General features: G+C 39.0%; 17 protein-coding genes and 2 pseudogenes. 2 read left to right on the top strand and 17 right to left on the bottom strand.

The window, feature by feature from the left end:
* Positions 1-108: 108 nt before the first annotated feature.
* The 8 genes from I6F54_RS00715 to I6F54_RS00680 form a co-directional block, all read right to left on the bottom strand.
* Complete coding sequence (locus I6F54_RS00715) at positions 109-1,887, bottom strand: sugar phosphorylase (protein WP_165741444.1); 1,779 nt, start codon at positions 1,885-1,887, stop codon at positions 109-111.
* 55 nt (positions 1,888-1,942) lie between these two features.
* Complete coding sequence (locus I6F54_RS00710; protein WP_002958673.1) at positions 1,943-3,163, bottom strand: glycosyl transferase; 1,221 nt, start codon at positions 3,161-3,163, stop codon at positions 1,943-1,945.
* Positions 3,156-4,901, bottom strand: coding sequence for an HAD-IIB family hydrolase (locus I6F54_RS00705; protein ID WP_165741446.1), 1,746 nt, complete (start codon positions 4,899-4,901; stop codon positions 3,156-3,158). The genes I6F54_RS00710 and I6F54_RS00705 overlap by 8 nt, the downstream gene beginning before the upstream one ends.
* Before the next feature lie 144 nt (positions 4,902-5,045).
* Positions 5,046-6,284 carry a uracil-xanthine permease family protein gene (locus I6F54_RS00700; protein WP_007580880.1) on the bottom strand — a complete coding sequence of 413 codons (1,239 nt, stop codon included), beginning with the start codon at positions 6,282-6,284 and terminating at the stop codon, positions 5,046-5,048.
* A 9-nt stretch (positions 6,285-6,293) separates the two neighbouring features.
* Positions 6,294-6,923 carry a uracil phosphoribosyltransferase gene (gene upp / locus I6F54_RS00695; RefSeq protein WP_007580883.1) on the bottom strand — a complete coding sequence of 210 codons (630 nt, stop codon included), beginning with the start codon at positions 6,921-6,923 and terminating at the stop codon, positions 6,294-6,296.
* 146 nt (positions 6,924-7,069) lie between these two features.
* A complete protein-coding gene (locus tag I6F54_RS00690) occupies positions 7,070-8,026 on the bottom strand; it encodes a phosphotransferase (RefSeq protein ID WP_165729564.1) in 957 nt (318 codons plus the stop codon).
* Between the two features lie 925 nt (positions 8,027-8,951).
* Positions 8,952-9,188, bottom strand: a complete 237-nt coding sequence (locus I6F54_RS00685) for a hypothetical protein (RefSeq protein WP_197139358.1) — start codon at positions 9,186-9,188, stop codon at positions 8,952-8,954.
* 482 nt (positions 9,189-9,670) lie between these two features.
* Entirely contained in the window at positions 9,671-10,645 is a 975-nt protein-coding gene (locus tag I6F54_RS00680; protein ID WP_197139357.1) for a transposase, read from the bottom strand.
* A gap of 57 nt (positions 10,646-10,702) precedes the next feature.
* Between I6F54_RS00680 and I6F54_RS00675 the strand changes: the two are divergent.
* Positions 10,703-10,996 (top strand): annotated as a pseudogene (locus I6F54_RS00675) (transposase); the annotation flags it as partial.
* A 37-nt stretch (positions 10,997-11,033) separates the two neighbouring features.
* On the opposite strand, the gene I6F54_RS00670 reads toward I6F54_RS00675, so the two are convergent.
* From I6F54_RS00670 to I6F54_RS00650, 5 genes are all read right to left on the bottom strand, one after another.
* Positions 11,034-11,984 carry a hypothetical protein gene (locus tag I6F54_RS00670; RefSeq protein WP_165729605.1) on the bottom strand — a complete coding sequence of 317 codons (951 nt, stop codon included), beginning with the start codon at positions 11,982-11,984 and terminating at the stop codon, positions 11,034-11,036.
* A 321-nt stretch (positions 11,985-12,305) separates the two neighbouring features.
* Entirely contained in the window at positions 12,306-13,007 is a 702-nt protein-coding gene (locus I6F54_RS00665; RefSeq protein ID WP_166421944.1) for a DUF2971 domain-containing protein, read from the bottom strand.
* 297 nt (positions 13,008-13,304) lie between these two features.
* Positions 13,305-13,688: a hypothetical protein gene (locus I6F54_RS00660; RefSeq protein WP_165729621.1), complete on the bottom strand. Its 384-nt coding sequence runs from the start codon at positions 13,686-13,688 to the stop codon at positions 13,305-13,307.
* Positions 13,689-13,832: 144 nt separating this feature from the next.
* Entirely contained in the window at positions 13,833-14,270 is a 438-nt protein-coding gene (locus I6F54_RS00655) for a hypothetical protein (protein ID WP_197139356.1), read from the bottom strand.
* 109 nt (positions 14,271-14,379) lie between these two features.
* Positions 14,380-15,096, bottom strand: a complete 717-nt coding sequence (locus tag I6F54_RS00650) for a hypothetical protein (protein ID WP_231616967.1) — start codon at positions 15,094-15,096, stop codon at positions 14,380-14,382.
* A gap of 241 nt (positions 15,097-15,337) precedes the next feature.
* Here I6F54_RS00650 and I6F54_RS00645 point away from each other — a divergent pair.
* A pseudogene (locus I6F54_RS00645) lies at positions 15,338-16,083 on the top strand (integron integrase).
* 187 nt (positions 16,084-16,270) lie between these two features.
* On the opposite strand, the gene I6F54_RS00640 reads toward I6F54_RS00645, so the two are convergent.
* The 4 genes from I6F54_RS00640 to I6F54_RS00625 all read right to left on the bottom strand — a co-directional run bounded on the left by I6F54_RS00640 (position 16,271) and on the right by I6F54_RS00625 (position 24,462).
* Complete coding sequence (locus tag I6F54_RS00640; RefSeq protein WP_197139354.1) at positions 16,271-18,526, bottom strand: acyl-CoA dehydrogenase; 2,256 nt, start codon at positions 18,524-18,526, stop codon at positions 16,271-16,273.
* Between the two features lie 339 nt (positions 18,527-18,865).
* A complete protein-coding gene (locus I6F54_RS00635) occupies positions 18,866-19,894 on the bottom strand; it encodes a zinc-binding dehydrogenase (RefSeq protein ID WP_197139353.1) in 1,029 nt (342 codons plus the stop codon).
* 10 nt (positions 19,895-19,904) lie between these two features.
* Entirely contained in the window at positions 19,905-21,317 is a 1,413-nt protein-coding gene (locus tag I6F54_RS00630) for a TolC family protein (RefSeq protein ID WP_197139352.1), read from the bottom strand.
* Positions 21,310-24,462, bottom strand: coding sequence for an efflux RND transporter permease subunit (locus I6F54_RS00625; protein ID WP_165729477.1), 3,153 nt, complete (start codon positions 24,460-24,462; stop codon positions 21,310-21,312). The genes I6F54_RS00630 and I6F54_RS00625 overlap by 8 nt, the downstream gene beginning before the upstream one ends.
* Between the last annotated feature and the right edge of the window lies 1 nt (position 24,463).

Here is a 24,463-nt window from a genome sequence, read left to right as displayed (position 1 = left end):
CCTCGCGTCGCGATTTAATCGCCCCTAGATTGAACAAATTTCAATCCACAAAGATCAACACGCCCTAGTTAAAACAAAGGCTCGCAGTGCGAGCCTTTTTAATAGGTCTTATTTAATATTACTCAGCCACACGCTTTGGTATGGTTCTAGCTCTATCGTTAATTGGCTTTCTTCAATCGTTTTATTTGCCACCAAATCAAACCACTTTTGGGTGTTAATTAAGTTTAAGTCGGCCAATGTGAGTGTTTGTGGTTTATCGCTAATGTTATAAACACAAAATATACTTTGGCGCCTGTCAATGCTTTGTCTCCAAAAACCAAACAACCCACCTGCTAAATGCAGCGTAAACTGAGTAGCGTTAGGATGAAAAGCCCCCTGTTTTTTACGTACTGCCAATAAGCTTTTTATGCCGTTAAACACTTTATGATGATGGCTATACTTTTCGCCAATGGCCGCTAATAGCTTTGACTCTTGCCAGCGATGGCGGTTTATAGCGCGGTTATGCTGTGAATTTTCAAATCGGTCATAGTCGTTAGTTGTACCCAACAAACTATGAATATAAAGCCCTGGTATGCCTTCAAGTGCAAACATAATCGCGTGGGCACACATAAACCGCTCAAGGCCAAACTTATCTGGGCCATTGTGCGTTCCTTGCAGTGCATCAAATAAAGCAATGTTTAGCTCATACGGTGTATGTGTACCATCGTTACTGGTACGCATAGATACCCGACCACCAAATTGCATAGTGGTACTTACTAATGAGGCCACTTCGCTAGGTTGTAGTAAACCTTCAATTGGTCTGAGTCCTATTCCATCGTGCGAGGCTATAAAGTTAAAGTATGCAGTACCATTTTGCGCAGGCGGCATACTCATCATCCAATGTTTAATTGCTGTGCTATCGCCGCTAAGTAATGTGTGTAGCAACAATGGCGGCAATGCAAAGTTATAAATACTGTGCGCTTCGTTAGCGTTACCAAAGTACGATAGGTTTTCTTGGTTTGGAATATTGGTTTCGGTAATTATAACTACGCTGGGCTCTGCGTGCTCAATAAGCGTTCGCATGAGCCTTACGGCTTCATGTGTTTGCGGCAAGTTAATACAACTTGTATTAAGCTGTTTCCACAAAAATGCAACCGCATCGAGTCTAAATAAACGTACGCCATTGTCTAAATAATGCCTAATTATTCCCACAAACTCTTTAAGTACATCAGGATTGCCAAAGTCAAAATCAACCTGATCGTGACTAAACGTACACCATACGTGCTTTTCACCGCTTGGCGTTGTTACAGTATTTAATAACGATGAGGTTCGCGGGCGTACAACTTGGCTTAAATCATCCGTTAAGCTGGCTGTTTTAAAGTAGTCTTTACCAGGGTGTAAATCGTTTAAAAAGTTCTCAAACCATACGCTTCTGCTTGAGCAATGGTTAATAACTAAATCTGCCATTAACTTTACGTCTTTAGCGATGTTTTGAATATCTCCCCAATCACCTAACGACTCATTCACTTGCACGTAGTTCATTACGGCAAAGCCTTCATCTGAGCTATACGGGTAAAATGGCAATATATGCAGCGCATTTAACTGCATATCACATTGCTCTTTTATAAACCGGTGTAGTGTTTTAAGCGGTGCCTCCATTGGGCTCGATACGGCAAATTCACTATCATCGTGTTTAATAATAGAATCGCCATAAGCAATCAATACTATATCTTGTTCATCCCATCGGTTTGTATGGGGTGTCGGGTCGCGCAGTGCATTGCTACCTAATATAATTTTAATGAGTTGCTGAGCAAGCTCAGTAACCGATAAAGGCAGCTCAACACCCTCATAAATAATATGAAGATGTTGCTCTACTCGTTGTAAAAATAATTCGCTAACTGAAATCACATGCGCCCCTAATATTTATTATTTAGACTTATAGGCTAGTTAACCTGCGTACAGGTTAACTATATTCTTCGTTATCTAGTTCTACGGCTTCTTTTAAGCGCTCAAGTACGTCTGGCATTGCTGATACAACACGGTTCCAACTTGGTACAAATGGCGCTTCCATTGGGTTTTCTAAAAAGTGTTGGCCTGCTTCCATAATATTTTGTGCAAACATTTCTACTGCTTTTTCTTCTTGGTGTACATCAAGCGTTAGCCCGTTCATTAACGCATCGTTGTGATAGGTTTCAATAAAATCTAGACCGATACGGTAGTACGTTGCTTTTAGTGAGCGAATTGTTTCGCTGGTAAAAGTGACACCTTGAGTTGCCAGCTTTCTAAACAATGCCTTAGTAATATCAATCGACATTTTAGACAAACCTGCACTTTGGTCATCAAGTGAAAGTTCTTGGTGCTTATGATCGTAATTATCTGCAATATCTACTTGGCATAAGCGGTTATGGGAGTAATTACGATACATTTCACTCAGTACGCCTATTTCAAGGCCCCAGTCACTTGGAATGCGAATATCGTTTAAAACATCGCGTCTAAACGAAAACTCACCTGCAAGTGGGTACCTAAAAGAGTCCATATATTCAAGGTAGTCGGTATTGCCTAAAATTGTTTTAAAGGAGCGAAGCAAAGGCGTTACTAATAAGCGCGATACACGGCCATTAATTTTGCCATTCGCAGTACGCGGGTAAAACCCTTTACAAAATTCATAGTTAAAACGCGGATGCGCAACGGGGTAAATTAAGCGAGCAAGTAAGCTTCTGTCGTAGGTTAAAATATCACAATCATGCAGCGCAATAGATTCCACCTCTGCTGTTGCTAATTTATAGCCCATGCAGTACCACACGTTACGGCCTTTACCAAGCTCACGCGGTGCAACGCCTAGCTCTTGTAATTCTTTATCAAGTGCTTGTAAGCGTGGGCCGTCGTTCCATAATACTTTGTGGTTTTGGTTTAGCTCTTTAAAAAAACCAAGTGCATGGCGGTACTGTGCTTCGTCGGCTCTATCTAAGCCTATAGTAATTTGTGACAAATACGGTACTTCACGCAACTCGCTAACTATATTTTGCAGCGCAGGGCCTTCAAGTTCACTAAATAACGAAGGAAGTATTAATCCCATTGGGCGCTGCTTGCTAAAAGTAAGTAGCTCTTTTTCTAGATCTTCTATTGGTCTGTCGGCAATATTATGTAATGTTGTAATAATGCCATTTTGATAAAAATCAGCCATGAGATGTTTGCTCCTCAGAAATACTTAAAATAATGCTAATGCACGGCAACGATGTTATTTCTTCAATCCAGCCCAGCGGTGCTGGCGATTGAGAGTATCGTGCTTTATTGTGCGACAATTTAACCGGTTTTTTACTCGCCGGATTAGCGATAATAATGGCGATATTTGCATGCTCTAACATTTGCTTATCGTTATCGCTATCACCAAGTGCAATGACCGTGAGAGGCTTTCTGAAATGATGGGTAAACTGTTTAACTAACCACTGCTGTGCAGCGCTTTTATCGGTATTTTTGGCAATATGAATGAAGCGCCCACCAATTTTTATATCGTAGCCGAGTGCTTCAACATCGTTTACAAAGGCTGTGAGTAATTCGTCGTTGCCATACCAATAAAGAGGGTCTGAATAATCGCGAGTTTGTGCGCGTCTTGCTTGTGCATCGCTAAGACCAGTAAGCTCTGATATTTGCTCACTCGATAAGTCACTAAACAATTTGTAATGCGCTTTGTAATCCGCCTTTAAAGTATTTAAGTCCTTTAATAAACTCGATAACGGCTTTGCCATTGCATAACACCAGTACGCGCCTACTTTTTTACAACCAATTGGCTTTAATTCAAAATAGTCTTCTGGAATAAATACCGCTGCACCGTTTTCAACAATAAAAGGCTGTTGAATATTTAAATCGTTTTTAAGCTCTATAACTTCGCAAAAAGTTTTGCTGGTATTAAACACCACAGGAATATGCGCATTTTGCAGCTGCTGTAATAACTCACTGATATTATTTGTATTGTAATCGGCGTGATCGAGTAATGTACCGTCCAAATCTGTAAAAATAATAGGTTGAAGGGTGTCATCACTTGTTAGGTGCATACCGCTAATATCGCGATTGCTATCAAGTTCAATTAAAGCGTTTGCTTTAGCACTCAGTGTGTTTAAGTTCTCACGCGTAATGCGCTCAAAATGAGAAATAAAATACACCAATTGCTCGTTAGTCATGGTGCCTGAGCCTTCACCTTTTTTGGCTATTAGCTTTTGTTCTTGCTCTTGCCGCCATGTAAAAACATCACTAAAACTCGGTGCTTTTAGCATAACGGTATAATCAATTAGGTTAAAAACGGCTTTGTATTCGTTTGCCAAACAGCTATTTATACAGCGGCGCCAAACGCCCTCTTTATCAAATTGTTGCTCTAACTCGTTAAGCGGCTCACTCAATGAAAACAGCGGTTGTGGCTCACTGCCTACACACCACCCTTCTAAAATAACAATATCAACTGGCTTTTCGTTTGTTAGCCAATCACTTGCTGGCACGCAGTCGTCTTCGTGTTTATTAAAACGTGGAAGCGGTACGTTTACCTCTCCTGCCAGTAAATTAGTTATTGTGCTATTCATTAAAGCTACGTCGTGAGTTCCCGGTACTCCGCGAGTAGTAAAAAGAGGATGTACATCTTTGGCAAGCTCAGTACGTGCTTGTTTTGCTAAATAAAAGTCATCAATCGACAATGCAACACTGTTAAGCGGTGTGTTTTTAGAAAACCAGGTAACTAAAAAATCAGCGAGTGTTGTTTTTCCTGAGCCTTGGCATCCATTTATGGCAACAAAAATAGGAGTATTTGTTTTTTTAGATTCGAGGATGTCATGCGCAAGTGGAACAAAATATTGCTCACTCAAATATTGATACTTTAAAGGCAGTTGGTGTTTTGCTAAAAACGGGGTTATATCCACAATATTGGCCTCTGACATAGTTACTCCTTTGCATACAATGCGTCTGGGAGTTAAATGCAGATACTAGACCATTATTATTTTTATATATTTATTAATAGGTTAAAAAAATAGCGCATTATAAATGCGCTATTATGGTGCAATCTATTTAGCTAATGTGCAAAATTAAACTTTTTCAGGCTCTGCTTTTGGTAATACTAAGTTAAGTACTATTCCTAAAATAGCGCAAAGGCTTACGCCCTCTAAACTAAATTGGCTGCCACCAATATGCATACCGCCAATACCGCACACCAAAATAAGTGCAACAATACTTAAGTTACGTGGTGCTGTTAAATCATCGCCCGACTTAACTAATGTATTTAAACCCACTACAGCAATAGAGCCAAAAAGTAGAATCATAATTCCGCCCATTACTGGCACAGGAATAGTTTGCAAACCAGATCCCATTTTAGCTACAAACGCTAAAATAATGGCAATAACAGCTGTCCACATCATTACTTTAGGATTGAAGTTTTTGGTAAGCATAACTGCCCCCGTTACTTCTGAGTAAGTAGTGTTAGGCGGGCCACCAAATAATGATGCCGCAGAAGTCGCAAGGCCATCACCAAACAAAGTACGATGAAGCCCAGGCTTTTTCAAAAAGTCTTTATTGGTTACTTGGCTAATAGCCATCATATCGCCAATATGCTCAATTGCAGGTGCTATTGCTACAGGTACCATAAACAAAATAGCCTGCCATTTAAACTCAGGCCAAGTAAAGTTTGGTACAGCAAACCACTGTGCGTTAGTCACTGCGTCAAATTGCACAACGCCCATACCAAGCGATAAACAATAACCCGCTACAACCCCTGCTAGTATAGGTATAAGCTTAAATACGCCTTTTCCCCATACTGCAAAAATAAGCGTAACCACTAACGAGAACAACGAAATATAAATAGCGCTGGTGTAATCAATAATTTGAATACTGCCGTCGCCACTTTTACCCATCGCCATATTTACAGCAACAGGTGCAAGCGCTAAACCAATAACCATAATTACTGGGCCTACAACCACAGGTGGTAAAATTTTATGAAGCGTTGCAACGCCTTTAAATTTCACTAATAAACTTAAAAGCATATAAGCAAAACCCGCCACCATTAAGCCGCCCATAGTGGCCGGCACGCCCCACATTTGCACAGCGGCAATAATAGGTGCAATAAAGGCAAATGATGACGCTAAAAATATAGGCACTTGGCCTTTAGTCACTACCTGAAACAGCAAGGTACCAATGCCTGCGGTAAAAAGCGCAACATTAGGATCCAAGCCCGTTAAAAGCGGCACTAATACCAGCGCACCAAATGCTACAAACAGCATTTGCGCGCCCGTTAAAATAGTTTTTATTGAAAAGGTGTCATTATTTTGCACTTAAGACTCCTAAACAGTACCAAATATTTTGTCGCCCGCATCGCCTAAACCAGGGATAATATAGCCCTTTTCGTTTAAGTGGCTATCCACTGAGGCTGTAAATATTTCTACATCTGGATGAGCTGTAAGTGTTCTTTCAACACCTTCTGGTGCTGCAACTAGTACAATTACTTTGATTTCTTTACAGCCTGCTTTTTTAAGCATATCGATTGTGGCAATCATTGAGCCACCCGTTGCAAGCATAGGGTCAATAACTAAGCTTAAGCGCTCATCAATATTACCTACTAACTTTTCAAAATATGGTACTGGCTCTAGTGTTTCTTCGTTACGTTCAAGACCAACAACACTTACTTTAGCCGCTGGTAATAACTGCATTACACCGTCCATCATGCCAAGACCAGCACGCAAAATAGGCACTACGGTAATTTTTTTACCTTTAATATGCTCTACTTTTAATTTATTGCCATCCCAGCCTGTAATTTCGTTATCTTCTAACTGTAGGTTTTTTGTTGCTTCGTAGGTTAATAAAGTACCTACTTCAGAACACAATTCACGAAAGCTTTTAGTGCTAATACCATGCGCGCGCATTAGGCCTAATTTATGTTGAACAAGAGGGTGAGAAATAACGTGAATAGCCATGATGTAAACCTAGTGATAGAAGAATTTGCGGTATTTTATATTAAAAAAGGTCATTTGACCTGTAGTTTTAAAGAGATTTTCATACATCGTGCCAAAATGTATTGTTTTGCTTGATATTTATGCAAGCCATTAACCCTTTGTGTTTATTAAATGTTACTCGCTAACCAGCTGTTTACTTGCTGTTGCATATAACTATTTATTTTTTGATGCTCAGGGCTCCAGCCAGATAAAAATCGATAAAAGTCAGCCCATGCAGCAGGCCATAAAGCGAGCCAATCGTCAGCTATTTTATCGGCAGGTGCTAAAGGGTGATAAGTAGCAATAGCATTCTTTAAATTATCAAAATAATAAGCAAGATACTCATCAGCGCTTTCGTGTAATTGTGCATCACTTAAGCAACTGGTCATAAAATACATTACATCAATTATCCCGCAACCTGCACCTATATACTGAAAATCATAACCGAGTATTTTACCACTCTCATTTGCTGCAAAGTTACCAAGTTTTGCATCGCCATGAATCAGCGTTTTGTACGCACAACGTTGTAGTTGCTCATCTATTTTATGTGCAGCATTTTTAATATCGGACTTTTTATCATCCGTTGTTTTTAATTTATTAAACTCATCTGGGCGCGTGCTTAAATGCCAGTAATTGCCTTGCTGCCATAATCCATCTGCGGGTTTACTTAAGTTAAACGCATGAAAGTGTGCAAGCCATTTTAATATAGCTTTAACATGTTGCTGCCCCGCTTGAGTAAATCCATGTTTGGTGAAGTCCTTAAACACCAGCGCATATTCATCGCCTTTATTAATTGCGCTTATACATTCAATACTTTGCGCATGTGCTGGTAAATGCTGGCTATAAAGCTTATAAAAAGTGTATTCAACGCTATAGGAATACTGCTTTCTTTCAAGCGCAAATTCGCTTTGCTTAATTTTAGGGTGGTGTATATAGCTGGGTATTTTAATAGCTTTAACAACACAGGCTTTATCATCAAGCTGGCACTGCACAATACTGCCACAGCCACTCCAAAGTGATGTTAACGTATCGCCAATTTCAATGTGCTTAAAATGTGGTTGTAATAAAGGAATGTAAAATGCCATGGTAATATTAAGTAATTAAATTTTTTGTAGTTTAACATTAGTGGGCGTTTTTAATAAAACTAAGGCATAAAAAATCCCCACTTGGTTTTATACAAGTTTGTATGTAAATAGTGGCCAAAATCACTATGCCACTGCACTTTGATTTTGAAATTAACTGGGTAAAACCATGTCTTCCTAGGTTGAGTATATCTAGGCATTTTAGCCTCATCAAAGTGATGAGGAGGTGTCCACTAAAACGGGTGAGGAGCATTATCTGTTAGAACGCCTTGTTAGTTTACTTATCTATTTAATTTGCTAATACAGCTAAAGCTAAAACAAAAGAGATACCAAACAACAAGTAACGGTAACCATCGTTTTCATCTTTGTTAGCCATTTCACTTGAATAAGGTAAGGACATTGGCTTACCCGTACAGAACGGTAAAATATAATAGTGAGTCATGCTATATAGAATTAAAGACGCAATCCAATCTTCACTATTATTCCTTCCAGTCAAAATCCCACAAACAAAGAATAATGAGTAAGATGACAATAATATAATTTTAGTTAGACTCATATCTATTTTAATTCACTAGTAAACTAACGAGCCTGTAGATTAACTCGTTTTTTAATTGTTTTTATTGATAAACAAACCATAGCTGAGTTCCTATTTTGGTTCAATCTATTACTGTACTTTTACGCAGAATATAAAGAAGTGTTTGATATTGTTTAATTGGCGTTTTGGAAGGAATTACGGGGCTTGAGTGGCTTTATTTTAGGTTAAAAGGGCTTACCCTTCTTAATGCATCGTGTTTTACCAGATAAACTAGACAGCCACTTTAATTGTTAATTTATGAGCTAAATCGACACCAATTCTTAACTTATTCATAATTGAACTCCGAAAAATAATTTCTACTTCAGTGTAGAGTTTGGGAGTCCAATTATCTTGTTAGGTGTTTTTATCACTTTTGTTTGGAATGTCACTGCACAAAGCACACTCTACACCTTTACGTGATTGATATAGCCTTGAACATATAAATATTGCTGTTGTGATTGAAGACCAAATACAAGCAAAAATTAATGCTTCTTGGACTGAATGCTGTTTAAGCAACTCAACTATAAAAAGTAAAGCAGCTACTCCAAGAAATACTTTTAATGCTCTAACAAACCAAAACTTAGATCCCATTTGAACTCCAAACCTGAGAAACGCCTAACGAGCCTGTAGATTAACTCGTTTTTTGTTTGTTTTTATTGATAAACAAACCATAGCTGAGTTCCTATTTTGGTTCAATCGATTACTGTATTTTTACGCAGCATATAAAGAAGTGTTTGGTGTTGTTTAAATTGGCGTTTTGGAAGGGATTACGAGTGGTTGAGTGGCTTTTATTTAGGTTAAAAGGGCTTCCCCTTCTTAATGCATCGTGTTTTGCAGCTTTTTTATATGAACAGATAAACCAGATAAACTAGACAGCCACTTTAATTGAACAAACAAAATGTTGCCATTAAATTTAATTTGTAGGTTAATAATATATCTTTTATCGACAGGTTATTTTCATTTCATCCATCAAATAAGTCATTAGCGCTCTTAATCTAAATTGCACGCATGAAAATGACTGCATGGTGCAGTTGTAATTTATTATTGAATAGTTTTACTGAGTAGTTTACGTTTTATGCCAGTAGCTTTTCGCAGTTACTGATATTCGCTCGCCGCTTTCGCTTTAAGTTTTCACAATAAGCTTCTTGTGAGGCTGGCCTGCCCACTGCACCACGAAATACGCGCGTAAATTGGGTTGTAAGCTTTAACCAGTTTTCTGGAGATATATTCACCCTTTCCAGTAAAGACAAATGTGTACTTTCAATATACCCTCGCTTGTCTTCTCGTATGCAACGTCCTGTTAATTCAACAAGTTCAAGGTACGATTTAAGCTCAAACGGCAGCCCTTTTGGCATTATTTGACGTGGCATCCCTGCAAAACGAAGGAGTTGTTTTGGCTGCTTGCCTTCTTTTGCGCATATTAAGCGTACTTGAGCGCTGGTATGGTCTGACTCTTCTGGCGTTTTAGCCATCTTGGCTCTAATGGGGTTTAAATCTACATACGCCATACAGGCGGCAAGTGCGGCTTCATCAAGCAGTGCTTGTGAGCTAAATCTACCCTCCCAAAACCTGCCAGTACAGTTATCTTCCTTATTTGCTCTGCGAGCAATATCTTCATTTAACAACCGCATAAACCAGCTAATACTTGATAGGCGCTCTCGATATTCCTTTACTGTTTGATTAAAAAAGATGAGTTCAACTTTACTTAGCTTTTCACCCTGTACATATTTTTGCGTTAACAATGTGCCTTTACAGAGTTTATGCCAGCGAATAACAATCGCTTTATCATTCAGCCTATTCGCTTTCTTATCATCAACATACAGTACTAAATGGGTATGATTACTCATAACGGCATAAGCACATACATCAATACAAAACACCTTAGCTAACTCAAGCAGTTTGTCTTCAACCCAACCTCTACGATGCTCGTAAGACTTGCCTGTAAAACGGTCTTCGCCACATAAAAATGCACGGCGTACACAACGTGAAATACAGTGGTAGTACTTTGTATCAACCAAACTTACTTGACGCTTTCTTGCGATTGCCATAAGACACTCTGCTTGTTTTTTGCACTAAACAAAGGCTAGTCTTTAACTTCGAAAAGCGCAAAATTTAGAGTGGGTGTCTTGTTTATATTCTTTGCACCATTTAATCGAGAAAGTGGTGCTTATCAGGGTAAACGGATGATACGAGGTGGACGACCGAAAATTAGAACCGCAATGTATATGGCAATGATGTCAGCTATCCAATGTAACCCTAAATTTAAAGCTATTTATCATCGGCTAGTCGCGGCAGGGAAACCTAAAAAAGTGGCTATTATTGCCTGTATAAGAAAGCTTATAGTAATCATAAATTCTATGGTGAGAGATGGTGTCATGTGGGATCCTAAAATGGCTTGAAATTAGGAATTGACACCATAGTCACTTGTTATGTGCCTTATTTAACTCGATACCTGAATAATACAAGGTTATCTAAAACAAGATTGCTTGACCAAATAAATGAAGCACCAGAACCTGAGAACTGTTCTTGGAAATTCATATAAGCTTTCTTATTATTAACACCAATTTCATCTTCCGTAAATTCCACTGAATTTGGCCAAGATAAGTAACTTTCGTTTAATTTCCAATTTACTGGGATATCCCAATGTAACGAATAGGTCTCAATATACTTATCCGCACCATTGGTACTGCATTTTGTTGTTAAACGCTGATCTCCTATTTCTTTAGCACACTTCAGATCATAAACAGGAGAGGTATAAAAAGTTTGAGCTGACCATTTAGAATTGGTTTTCGTACCATCTGAGAAGCTTGCAATAAAGCCACCGTCTCCAGGGTGAAAACGTTTACCACGGTTATCTTCACTACCCAAGCCTGAATTTTCTTCCCAATCAACAACTTTGATTGCTATATCATATGGCTTTTTAACTTTAAATTTCACGATATTGGAATTAAAAGGAGTAAAAGGTATAGGATCCACGGCTATTAACTTACCGTTTATAAATAATTCAAAGTAATTATCTGCAAATATGTACCCAGTAATAACTTCCCCATCTTTATCTACTTCTATGATAGGTACGGACGACAAGTTAACCTCAGATAAAGATTTTGGGGTTACCTTCGAGCATTCATTATAAAGGTCTGTGGCAAAATTCTTTTGTTCATATTGAACCTTTGCAGGAACAAGATATTCAATATTATCATATTTTTTAATGCCGACTGGAGACGGACGTGAACGTCCGTTTTTACAGGTAAATAACGTTGAAACGTTGACTTCAGCCTCACCTTTAATTACATGAGCAGTCCCAGCATAATCACTAGAACTAGCTGATGACGAAAAACTTAACATAGTAAATAACGATAGTACCGAAAATTTAATTTTAATATTCATAAATATTCCCATATATAGAAGAGCCAAAGCATAGGCACATAACGAGACTGTAGAATAACTCCAACAGCCAAATTCAATTAAAAAAGCGAGCTCCTGTAGTTAACTCTAAGCGTTTTTAAAGCATTAGGTAATGCATTTGGAACCCATAAAACAGGCTGTTTTTCTTAAAAATGAGTAATTCTACAGCCTCAAACGCCCACATTAAGCGGACTAAAATTGTGTGCCAAACTTGTTGAGGAACGAAACATGGCACACTGTTTTAGTTCCGTTTAAATTGACTTGTTAGCTGGTATACGGCTCATAACTAATAAGCCTCGTGTACTAGCGACAAAAATCTTTTTGTATATCTTCCCTTTCATCGCACTTAGGGCAATAATCTTGACTTCTATCTGGTCTTTTAACATAAGTTCGCCTTCCTCTAGAAACCCATCTTATGTTATTACTTAAATTTTGCTTGCTCTCTATTAACACTTCAAGGTTTGGTTTACAGAGTTTCAATATGTGGACAAGCATATCAACTTTTGACTTTTCAGCTCTTCCACCAAACCTTACTGATTTGATAGTTATTAGCAAAAACTTTTTTTCTCCAACAATTAAACATCGACTTTCAGCTTCATACTTCCAAGGCTTTTCTTTATACAGTAGGATTTCTGCTGCCTTATCCATTGATATATGCTTTTCTGTTATTGAAGGTTTTTTTAAATATGAGACTTTATGAAAAATTTGGTTTTCTAATAATTGAAACTCAACAACACAACCCCTAGCTCCATCGGCGTAATGCGACCACATTAAGGGGCTGTCTTTATCCCTACTAAAGCAGACTATTCTGAATTTCTTTATTAACTCTTCCCACTCTTGTTCTTTTTCTTTAGGAATAGTCCCATCTACCTTTACAACACCTTCCATAGGATCATTTAGTTCATGATGACTTGCCGCATATATTCTTTCTTTGATAATCAAATCAAGTAGAAATTCAAAATTATCAAGTGATTTATATTTGTAGAAGGTTTGTAATTTCTGCACGACAACTCCAATTCTAAGTTTCCAGCTAACGAGCCTGTAGATTTTCTATTTTAGAAATAGCAACCTCAGAATTTATTAAAAATTTAGCCTCAAATTGCGTTGCTACGTGAAATCTGAGGGAATAATCCACTAGAAAGTGAATTTTAAAGGCTGTATGAACACAAAAATCATCCGTTACTTTCCACTTTTGAGTAATTCTACAACCTCAACGCCTCATTAAGAGGAAATTTATAGTTGGCTAAAATGTTGAACGCAGTGAAAACAGCCAACTGTAAATTTTCCTGCTTTAATGACTTGTTAGCTGCGCATTTCGTCTAGTTTTGAAACCAGTTCTTTTAATTGAGGAATTTCAATTTTTTTACCGCTATAGGAGCTTTTAGCTTTATTAAAATATGGTTTTGCCTTGGAATCACTACCAGCCTTTTCGTGTAGTAAGCCTATTCTTAGATAAGTAAATGACAAGTTATTTGGCCCAAGCTTGGAACTAGTGCTATCTGATTCTAGGATTCTTGCTAGAGCTTGAAGTGCGTAAAGTCCACTTTCAATAGAGCCTTGTATGTATTGAGTATGAGCTAATTCAATTTCTTTTTTAAGATAATCAGAAGAAATCTCATTCGCAATAGAAACTGATGAAACTACAGAGCCTAACGTAAATAGGCCTAATTTGATCATTTTGTTCATTTTAATATCCTTATAGATTGAAATATGCCGCAATTTTCTGTGCAGCTAACGCTTCGCATAAACAGCGGAGCAAGTTGGACGCTTTTTTGCGCCGTGTGTTTTGCAAAAAACGGCCTGCTTGCGGAGTCAGATTTAATGCGTTTGTTAGTTGCCGACATCTCCAAACCTATTAAGGTAATCATCTAGGTTGGGTGAAATATCTATACGATTTACTATATTTTTGCGCAAGAAAAACACTAACTCCTTGGATGACTCTACATATTCTTTAAATATACCGTCATTCACTTCTAAAACTAAAGTTGGAAAATGAGTTAATAGGTCAGGCTCATTAAGCCCAATTGGTTTAATACCATTTAACTGGGCAGTTTCAGCGTGTATGGAAATTCCCCATAATCTGAAGGCTGAATCAGGATCGAAATACAAATGTATTCCTTTTGAGTGATACTCCCAAATTTCGGAACTAACCCCGTCTTTACCCAACTCATTTTCAACTAAATCTGGATTCCCAAATATCTCGATAGCTTTATCTTTGGGATCACCAAACTCAATATTGTTCAATCCCAATAACGGCACAATTTTCATAAGGCAACTAACGCCTCACTAAGAGGCAAAAAATAGTTGGTTAAAATAAGCGACGCAGGAGCAAAAACCAACTGTTTTTTGTCCTTTTGAGTGACTTGTTAGTAGCCGATCATGCGCTATAGATCTCTGAAACTAAATTAGTTATTTTACTATGGGATACCGATAATAGTTCACGTACATCTAATGCAGTCCCCTTAAGTACAAACCTAACCCATTCGTATTTTCTTTCTATAGGTATATCGAGACCGGTTTCATCAACAATGTCTTTAATAGGCTTATCTTTAGTGACAACTAGTGGTCCTTTTGGGTTTTTGTGTTCCCCGTTTATATATATATTTCCTATAGTTAAATTACCACCACCTTCCATTCTTACGAGGTTACCAACGGTAGTTGTAGATTTGTCACTATTAACTCGGTCTTGTTGTTGTAGCTCAGTATGCTTATTAAAATTTACCGTTTTACAAAGATGAAGTAACCATTTATCCCCAGAAGTATGAGGCTGAATATTTTCAATTATTTCTTGATAATTACTAGAGAGGTCAGGGAGGTTTCTATTTAAACTTTTTATAAATATTTTTCTATCTTTTCCGTAAGGAAAATGAATATCTCTTGGTGTTTTAGACGAATTAGTAATACCTGATAAATCTGTTGCAATGTAATCAAGGCAGCTTCGAAGATGCTCAAGGCAACTTTTCACCTTAGGTTTAGCTATTTGGATAATTTCTTCGTTATTTTTAGCTCCAGCATAGCCTTCTTCGATTTGTTGCAATAGCTCAAAAGACTCTGCTAATAGTTCATTTATATCTGATTGACGATTTAGCACCATATCTCCTTGAGGCTACTAACAGCTTATTGAACACCACTTTGGGGGTTTATAACACCCCAAAACGGCGTATATTACATTGCTTAATAATTCCACTAAACAACTTCTATGTAAACAGGTAATTACGTATTTTGTAAAGTTATTGTTGTTAAAATACACCAAAACGACTTTTAATAATGTTATTGGACAAAACACGAACGACTGTCTATATATACAGTATGTTTTTAAAAGTTGAATATCATTTATGAAATCTCTCTTTCTAACCATGATTAAAGACCATATGTATAGCAAACGGTATGCAAAGAGCACTATTGAAGCTTATCTTTTTTGGATAGCTAGCTATATCCGCTTTAATAATATGCAGCACCCAAGCTCTATGGGAGACACTCAAGTAGAATCGTATTTGAACTGTAGTGGTACAGTGGTATGCGATTAATGGAGGTACTGCGTTTACGAGTTCACGATATTGACTTTGACTATAACTGCATTCGAATTTGGGATGGCAAAGGAGGTAAAAATCGTGTTGTAACGCTTGCAGTAGAGCTCATACCGCAATTACGTTCTCAAATACAATTAGTTGATAGTTACCTGCAATTAGATCTGAAAAACCCCTTATATAGCGGCGCTTATATGCCGCATTTGTTACGTAAAAAATATCCAAACCATAATAAGCAGCTGGGATGGCAATATTTATTTTCATCACATAAATTAAGTCTTGATCCCGAGAGTAAGCAATTAAGGCGCCATCATATCGATGAAAAGCAATTACAACGCGCTGTTAAAAAAGCCGCTTTTGATGCACATATTAACAAACACGTTACGCCACATACTTTGCGTCACTCTTTCGCTACGCATTTGCTGCAAAGCGGCGCTGATATCCGCACAGTACAAACACAACTAGGTCACAGTGACGTCCGTACCACACAAATTTATACTCATGTATTGCAGCAAGGTGCTAACGGGGTTGTTAGCCCTTTTTCAAGATTATAAGCGTCTCTTTTTAATCCTCTACAGATACATATTCACTTTCAAACCAATACCGTCATCTATTTCCATTTTAAAAACATAAAAAAGCCCCGCTTGTTTTTACACAAGCGGGGCTCCACACTAATACTTTTCAAAAATAAAAGCGCCGATACTGCGGGCGCTTTGCATCATTGAATTTTATTACTTTAACTTACTGATTAACTACGCTTTTAAGCGGATTAATCGGCTGTGCGTTATCGTCTAGTAGGTTCATATCAAAATCGAACTCATCTACACGAATCGCTTTTTCACGTTTGATGTTGTAATCAATTAACTGAACGTGTTCAGCTTGCGTGATTACGTTTGCCGCTAGTGCGTTATCAAGCGTGATGTTAAAGCGTATACCTGGTTTAATTACTTTAGCACGTAATGCTTTTTTAACTTTAGCCAGTTCGCCAAGTGATGCCATTTTAGCTTTGTAAGCTTGCTCATTAATATGATGGCCATCGCCCACTACTGGTTTAACTAAATGCGTGATTTGCGCTTTAAATGCGGTATCTAGCTGAGCTTGCTTAGCTAGTTCGCGGATTAAATCGTCACTAATTTTTGGCATTTTAGTTGAGTAGTTCATTGTAATAAAACGAATAAACTTACGTGTACCACTTGCAGGGAAGTTATCTAAAAACTTATGCAATGCTTCTTCAGCACTTTGTAGTGCAAAACGAGTCGCGTAATGGAAATAAGGTGCTGCTTGCTCACGGTCACTACTTGATACTTTTTGCTCGTAGTATTTAATTGATGCCATAGCTGCATATAAGAAGCTCATTACATCGCCTAAACGTGCCGATAGCATTTCTGCTTGTTTTAACTTACCGCCAAGTACAAGTAACGAAAAGTCTGCGTACACTGCAAGTTTTGCAGATAATTTATGTACTGCTTTTTCGTAGTCGCGTACTTCTGGTAATTCAGAATTAGCACTTGCTGTAAATGGTAAAACACCTAAGCGGAAAGCACGTAAGCTGTTTGCTGTGCTGTAGCCAATTGTTTTACGTAAAATACCGTTAAATTCTTTATCTGCGCCTTTGTCTTCGCTGTGAATTGACTCAACCATAGATTGTAAATATGGGTGACAACGCATAACACCTTGACCAAAGATCATTAGGTTACGTGTAAGAATATTCGCGCCTTCTACCGTAATGGCAATAGGTTGTGCAACATAACCACTTGCTAATGTATTTTGTGGGCCATTTTGAATCGCTTTACCTGCTTGAATATCCATTGCTGAATCAAGTACGTCGCGACCAAGCTCTGTCATGTGGTATTTAGCGATTGCGGTTACTACTGATGGTTTTAAGCCCATGCCTAAGCCTTCAGTTGTAAGTACGCGCATTGCTTCTTGTAGGTATGTTTTACCTGCAATGTCGGCTAGTTTTTCTTGAATACCTTCAAACTGACCAATGGCTAAACCAAACTGTTCACGCACTGCTGCGTATTCAGATGCTGATTTAAATGCAACTTGCGCGGTACTAACACCTAGCGCAGGTAATGAAATACCACGGCCAGCACCTAAACAGCTAACCAGCATTTGCCAACCACGGCCGATGTTTTTCTGTCCACCAATAACAAAATCCATTGGTACAAATACTTTGTTACCACGCGTAGTACCGTTGTAAAAACGAATACCCATTGGGTCATGGCGATTACCAAGCTCTACACCTGGGTGCTCTTTTGGAATAAGTGCACAGGTAATACCTAAGCTTTCTTTGCCACCTAATAAACCATCAGGGTCCATTACTTTAAAGGCTAAACCAAGTACGGTAGCAATAGGTGCAAGCGTTATATAGCGCTTGTCCCATGTGACTTCAAGGCCAAGTACTTCTTCGCCTTTATACATGCCTTTAGTAACTGTACCAATGTCTGGAATGCCACCTGCATCAGAACCCGCTTCTGGGCTTGTTAATGCAAAACATGGAATATCTGTACCATTTGCTAGGCGTGGTAAGTAATGTGCTTGTTGTTCTTGCGTACCAAAGTGAAGTAATAATTCACCTGGGCCTAACGAGTTAGGAACCATTACGGTTACCGCAACTGCTGAGCTTTTAGTCGCAATTGTGCCAACAATAGTAGAGTTTGCATAAGGGCTAAACTCTAAACCACCAAACGACTTAGGAATGATAAGCGAGAAAAAACGCTCTTTTTTCAAAAATTCTAAGATGTCATTTGGTAAATGAATGCCGTTTTGAATCACTGAATCGTCAATCATGCCCAATAACTCTTTTACTGGACCGTCTAAGAATGCTTGCTCGTCTGCGCTTAATGTAGCAGCAGGTACGTCGCGAAGTGCACTGAAATCAGGTTTACCTTGGTAGATAGAACCTTCAAGCCATACATCACCCGCGTCTAGCGCTTCTTGTTCTGTGATAGAAATACTTGGTAATACTTTTTTTAGTTTTGTACGTAAACTCATGATTGAACTCATCCGACCAGCTAAATAATACCTACATTACGTCATAAAAAATCGTTTAGATCAATTGCTCTATTCAATTAATTAACAGTTTTTTCAATTTATTTTCTTTACCTGAACGTAAACTGTTGAAACACAAAGGCTTACAGTTGTACGCTGAAAAAAAGTATTTTAACTAAAATGATGAATAAAACAGCAAAAGCTCTAGCGCTGTATCTATTTTTTGATGGACATAAAAAAACGCAGCACAAATAGGCTACGTTTTTATTCAATTTGTAGAGGCTACATAAACAATTAATTTAGCTAAAATCACCTAAGCTTAAATAAAATAGTATAAGCGCTTCACTTGGCTACTTTAACAATTTGTTTGCCGGTAAAACCACCCGCAAGCTGTTTATTAAGCGCTTGCGATATTGATTCAGCACTAAAATCTACGGGCGTTATTTCTGGGTGTTTAATGTCGCCACTAACAGCGCCTTCAAGTAACAAGTTGCCCATAAAACTCAAACGTTGTTGTGCACATAAACTATTAGCAAGCCATGCACCACCAATCGATACAACGCTAATATTGGGCGCTCGGTGATACATTAAGTCTTGATCAAAACAAGGGAGCGGATTTAAGCAGGCAATACGTCCGCAAAAACGCATTAACTCAATATTACGCTGAGTACACTCACCACCTATTGTATCAATAACCGCATCAAAGCCTTGCGGGCCAAGTTCTCTGCGGATTTTTTCGCATAGCTTTTTATCGCTATAGTCAAAAACCACATCAGCGCCTAGCTGCTTAACCAGTTTATGGTTACGCTTTGATGCCGTGGTAAATACATCTGCACCGCGCTGTTTTGCATATTGAATAGCAAACTGCCCTACCGCTCCGGCTCCGCCTTCAATAAAAATAGTATCGCCTTCACTAATGCCTATTTTATCTAAGCTGATAAGTGCGGCCATACCGGCGCATGGAAGTGTTGCTGCAATGGCCGGATTTAAACCGCTTGGCACAACCGACACTGCAAAGTTAGGTACTTTGGTGTATTCGCTCAAAGCACCTTGCTCACCAATGTTGGCATGCCACATAACGCGCTGGCCAACATTTGGAAACACACCTTTATTAGCTTTAACCACAACACCTACGGCATCTAAGCCTAAAATGTGTGGATACTGCCATTTACAAAAGCCTGTTTTAGCAAATTGACCATCAACTGGATTTAAACCAACGTACTCTACTTTTACAAGCAGCTCGTTATCTGCACAAATAGGAACAGGCAGCTCAGCATCCGCTAAGTCAATTGCTTCATTTGGTTCTGGCAGTACAATAGCGCGCATAGTTTGCGGGATAATGTATTCATGTAAATTTTCAGTATTTGGCATCAATATAACTCTACTTATTAGTGTCGTTTAACGCATAACTCCATTGCCCATTAAATGACTGGTAAGCATTTACTTTGGCAAGCAGTGAAGAAATTGTTGTTTCAACAGCATTTTCTTGTGCTATTAAAACATCCTGGCGCGCATCTAACAACTCAAGGTAAGGAATTTGACCTTCTTCGTACATTGCTTGTGCTTGTAAAAATGCTTTATTAGCAAAGTCATAACGTTCATCGGCAAAGCGTTTTTGCTGTGCTTGATTGACCAACAATTGCAGTGAAAGTTCACTTTCACTTAGTGCAGTTAATACTACTTGTTGATAATCGCTGTACGCAGCTTCACTTAAAAACTGTTGCGCGTCACGCTGCGCTAAAAGCGCAGGATAACTTAAAATAGACCACTGTAACTGCGGCGCTACTTGCCACTGTTGATCGGTATTTTTTAAGCCTGTGCTATCTATACTCACAACCCCTGCAAATGCAGATAAGCTAATATCGGGTAATAACGCTTTGCTAGCTGCAACACTTAAACTATTTGCTTGGCTAAAGTCAAACAGCGCGCGGCTAATATCTGGACGTAAGGCAATGGCATTATTAGCGTTTTTTAGTGCTACGCTAAAGTCACGTTCAAGCACGCCTTGCTCGTTTTCAATAGCAATATTTTGCGCTAGCTTACCGCTTAGTACTGCAAGCGCAGATAAATCGCTGTATTTTGCATACTCAATAGCAGGCATTAATGCTTGTTGCTGCCTAAGCTGCGCCATCGTACGGTTTAAATCAAGCTCGTTAGCTACACCTTCATCAACTCGTGCCTGTAAAACGTCAATACTTTGCTCAAGCGCTTCAATTTGAAGTGTAACAATGTGTTGTTTTTCAACATTCCCTTGGTAACTTACAAAGCCTTTAACGACTGACGAAACAACTTCAATTTGTAATAAGCGTACTTGCTCTGCTTGGCTCATGGCCGATGCATTTGCTGCATCAACCAACGCCGTTATGCGACCAAATAAATCTAGTTGCCAATCAAGTGCAACGTTTGCACTTGATTGGCGGTCAAACACGCTTGGTGCATCGCTTCGAGCTGCGCCAACATTTACGCCACCTTGCGGCAGGTATTGGGCTTTTTGCTCTCCTAATCGCGCTAATGCACTTTTAAGTGTTAACTGCCTTGTTTGCAAATTATAGTTATTTGCAAGCGCACCAGTAACAAGCTCATTTAGTTGATCAGAATTAAGCTTTTTCCACCAGTTTGTCTCATCAGCAACGCTAACGTTACTAGCAATATTAGCTTTAGCAACAAATTCGTTAACGGCTTTTTGCTCGCTCATGGTGTCTATTTTACTCGCACATCCTGCTAAAAACGCAGCAACTAATACTGCACTGGCGGTCAGACTTGTTTTAAGTCTTTTTTGCATTAATTTAGTCATGAGTATTCTCCTGCGCTTTCTCTTTTTTGTTAGTCACTAACATATAAAATACCGGCGTAAACAATAGGCCAAACACGGTTACACCTATCATCCCTGAGAATACTGCGTTACCCATTGCGTGTCGCATTTCGGCGCCCGCACCGGTAGCAAGAACTAACGGTACAACACCTGCTGTAAATGCAATTGAGGTCATTAATATTGGGCGCAAGCGCATACGACATGCCTCAAGTATTGCCTCTAAGTGCGATAAGCCTGAGTCGTGTCTATCTTTTGCAAACTCAACCATCAATATCGCATTTTTAGAAGCCAACGCGACCAGTACTATTAACGCTATTTGGGTGAATATGTTGTTGTCAGAGCCGACAAACCACACACCTAATAAGGCTGAGAAAATAGTCATTGGTACAATTAATATAATTGCCAGTGGTAAACGTAAGCTCTCGTACTGCGCTGCAAGTACCATAAATACAAGTAATACAACTAACGGGAATACATAAACCATGGTGTTACCGGCAAGTACTTGTTGGTACGTTACTTCAGTCCACTCATACTCAATACCTGTTGGTAGTGTGTCTGCGAGTACTTTTTCAATAGCAACTTGTGCTTGGTCAGAGCTATAACCTGGCGCTGGGCTACCATTTAGTTCTGCACTTGGGTAACCGTTGTAATGCATAACACGGTCAGGACCAATTGTTGGTGTTACTGTTAATACAGAGCCTAGTGGCACCATATTTCCTGAGCGGTTACGTACTTTTAGATTAAGTATTTGATCAGGGTCTAAGCGGTAGTCAGCATCAGCCTGTGCATTTACTTGGTAGGTACGGCCAAACATATTAAAGTCATTTACGTACACAGAGCCTAAGTAAATTTGCAGTGCGTTAAATACTTCATCAAGTGGAATACCTTGAATTAGCGCTTGCTCACGGTCAATATCAATATCCATTTGTGGAACTTGAATACGGAAACTCGAGTACAAGCCCATTAATGCTGGGTCTTGTTGCGCTTTACCGATAACAGCTTGCAGACTATTAAATAAGGCTTCAAATCCTTTATTTGCTCTGTCTTCTATTTGCAGTTTAAAACCGCCGGTAGTGCCTAAACCTTGAATTGGCGGCGGTGGAAATACCGCTACAAATGCTTCATCAATGGCAGCAAAACGTTTATTCAACTCGGCAGCAATCGCCATCGCTGATTGGCTTGGGTCGGTACGTTTGTCAAAGCTTTCAAGTGGTGTAAATACAATGCCGCTGTTAGGGCTATTAGTAAAACCGTTCACTGATAAGCCAGGAAAAGCAACTGTATGTGCAACGCCTGGTACTTCTAATGCAATTTGCTGCATTTGAGAAAGCACATCTTCAGTACGATCAAGGCTTGATGCATCAGGTAACTGCGCAATAGCCACTAAATACTGTTTATCTTGCTGTGGAATAAAGCCACCCGGTACGGTATCAAATAACTTAATTGTGCCACCAACAAGTGCTATGTAAGCCACCATAACAACAACGGTCATACGAATTAGTTTTTGTACCAGTTTTTCGTAACCTTTAGCACCACGATTAAATACGCGGTTAAATGGTTTAAATAACCAACGACCAAACAATTTATTAAGTAAACGCGTGAACGCATCTGGTTTTGCATCGTGCGATTTTAATAACAATGCAGCAAGCGCAGGCGATAACGTTAATGAGTTAAACGCTGAGATAATAGTCGAAATAGTAATTGTAAGTGCAAATTGCTTATAAAATTGACCTGATAAACCGGTAATAAACGCAGTAGGAATAAATACAGCACTTAGTACTAGCGCAATGGCAATAATAGGGCCTGTTACTTCACTCATTGCAACGCGGGTTGCTTCAAGTGGCGATAAGCCTTTTTCGATATTACGCTCTACGTTTTCAACAACTACAATCGCATCATCTACAACAATACCTATGGCCAATACTAAGCCAAACAACGATAAGGTATTAATTGAGACACCCAACCACTGCATTACGGCAAACGTACCAATAAGTGAAATAGGCACAGCAATTAGCGGAATAATTGATGCACGCCATGTTTGTAAAAATACAATAACAACAATAACTACCAATACAATTGCTTCAAGCAAAGTGGCAATTACCGCGTCAATTGAGCCGCGAACAAATACTGTTGGATCGTACACAATGTCGTATTCAACACCGGTAGGAAAATCTTTAGATAAGCGCGCCATTGTTTCGCGTACTTGATCAGATAGCTCAATAGCGTTAGAACCAGGGCGTTGAAATATTGGCATTGCAAGTGCTGGTTGATTATCAAGCTCTGCTCGAAGTGAGTAAGTGTCTTGACCTAAATCAACACGGGCTATATCAGATAAACGCGTTAACTGACCCTCGTCGCCTACTTTAATAATAACTTGTTCAAATTCTTCAATACTGTTTAAACGACCTTTAACGTTTAACAATATTTGAAATTGACTGTCGTTTGAAATTGGTTGCGCGCCTAAGCTACCTGCAGCAACTTGCTGGTTTTGCGAGCGAAGTGCTGTTACTACATCTGTTGCTGTTAATTCGCGTGCAGCAAGTGCATCTGGGTTTAGCCATACTCGCATTGAGTATTTGCCGGCACCAAACATGCGAATATCACCTACACCCGGTAAACGTGCAATTTCATCTTTAATGTTTAAATCGGCATAGTTAGATAAGTACGCTGTGTCGTGCGTTTTTTCAGGTGAATATAAATGCACTACCATGGTTAAATCTGGTGATGACTTTTCAGCCACAACACCTAAACGTTGTACTTCTTCTGGCAAACGCGGAAGCGCACTGTTTACACGGTTTTGTACTTGTACTTGAGCACGGTCTAAATCGGTACCTAATGCAAAGGTTACCGTTAGTGTCATGCGGCCATCACTGGTACCTTGCGAAAACATATATAACATGTTTTCAGTGCCGTTAATTTCTTGCTCCAACGGTGTTGCCACTGTTTGCGCAATAACGGTCGGGTTAGCACCCGGGTAGTTAGCGGTTACAACCACGGTTGGAGGAACTACTTCTGGGTATTCACTTACTGGTAGTTGGAATAGTGATATACCACCAGCAATTAAAATAACCAATGACAGCATGGCCGCAAATATTGGACGCTGTATAAAGAAATGCGAGAATTTCATC

Origin of the sequence: Pseudoalteromonas sp. SWXJZ10B, assembly GCF_015864475.1 — a bacterium.
Lineage (GTDB): Bacteria > Pseudomonadota > Gammaproteobacteria > Enterobacterales > Alteromonadaceae > Pseudoalteromonas > Pseudoalteromonas arctica.
This window is presented reverse-complemented; position numbering and strand designations above follow the sequence as displayed.

Bases quoted from the DNA above. Each gene is read 5' to 3' on its own strand.
- I6F54_RS00710 (WP_002958673.1), bottom strand. From the start codon at position 3,163: ATGGCTGATTTTTATCAAAATGGCATTATTACAACATTACATAATATT.
- I6F54_RS00705 (WP_165741446.1), bottom strand. From the start codon at position 4,901: ATGTCAGAGGCCAATATTGTGGATATAACCCCGTTTTTAGCAAAACAC.
- upp (WP_007580883.1), bottom strand. From the start codon at position 6,923: ATGGCTATTCACGTTATTTCTCACCCTCTTGTTCAACATAAATTAGGC.
- I6F54_RS00690 (WP_165729564.1), bottom strand. From the start codon at position 8,026: ATGGCATTTTACATTCCTTTATTACAACCACATTTTAAGCACATTGAA.
- I6F54_RS00685 (WP_197139358.1), bottom strand. From the start codon at position 9,188: ATGGGATCTAAGTTTTGGTTTGTTAGAGCATTAAAAGTATTTCTTGGA.
- I6F54_RS00680 (WP_197139357.1), bottom strand. From the start codon at position 10,645: ATGGCAATCGCAAGAAAGCGTCAAGTAAGTTTGGTTGATACAAAGTAC.
- I6F54_RS00670 (WP_165729605.1), bottom strand. From the start codon at position 11,984: ATGAATATTAAAATTAAATTTTCGGTACTATCGTTATTTACTATGTTA.
- I6F54_RS00660 (WP_165729621.1), bottom strand. From the start codon at position 13,688: ATGAACAAAATGATCAAATTAGGCCTATTTACGTTAGGCTCTGTAGTT.
- I6F54_RS00655 (WP_197139356.1), bottom strand. From the start codon at position 14,270: ATGAAAATTGTGCCGTTATTGGGATTGAACAATATTGAGTTTGGTGAT.
- I6F54_RS00650 (WP_231616967.1), bottom strand. From the start codon at position 15,096: ATGGTGCTAAATCGTCAATCAGATATAAATGAACTATTAGCAGAGTCT.
- I6F54_RS00640 (WP_197139354.1), bottom strand. From the start codon at position 18,526: ATGAGTTTACGTACAAAACTAAAAAAAGTATTACCAAGTATTTCTATC.
- I6F54_RS00635 (WP_197139353.1), bottom strand. From the start codon at position 19,894: ATGCCAAATACTGAAAATTTACATGAATACATTATCCCGCAAACTATG.
- I6F54_RS00630 (WP_197139352.1), bottom strand. From the start codon at position 21,317: ATGACTAAATTAATGCAAAAAAGACTTAAAACAAGTCTGACCGCCAGT.
- I6F54_RS00625 (WP_165729477.1), bottom strand. From the start codon at position 24,462: ATGAAATTCTCGCATTTCTTTATACAGCGTCCAATATTTGCGGCCATG.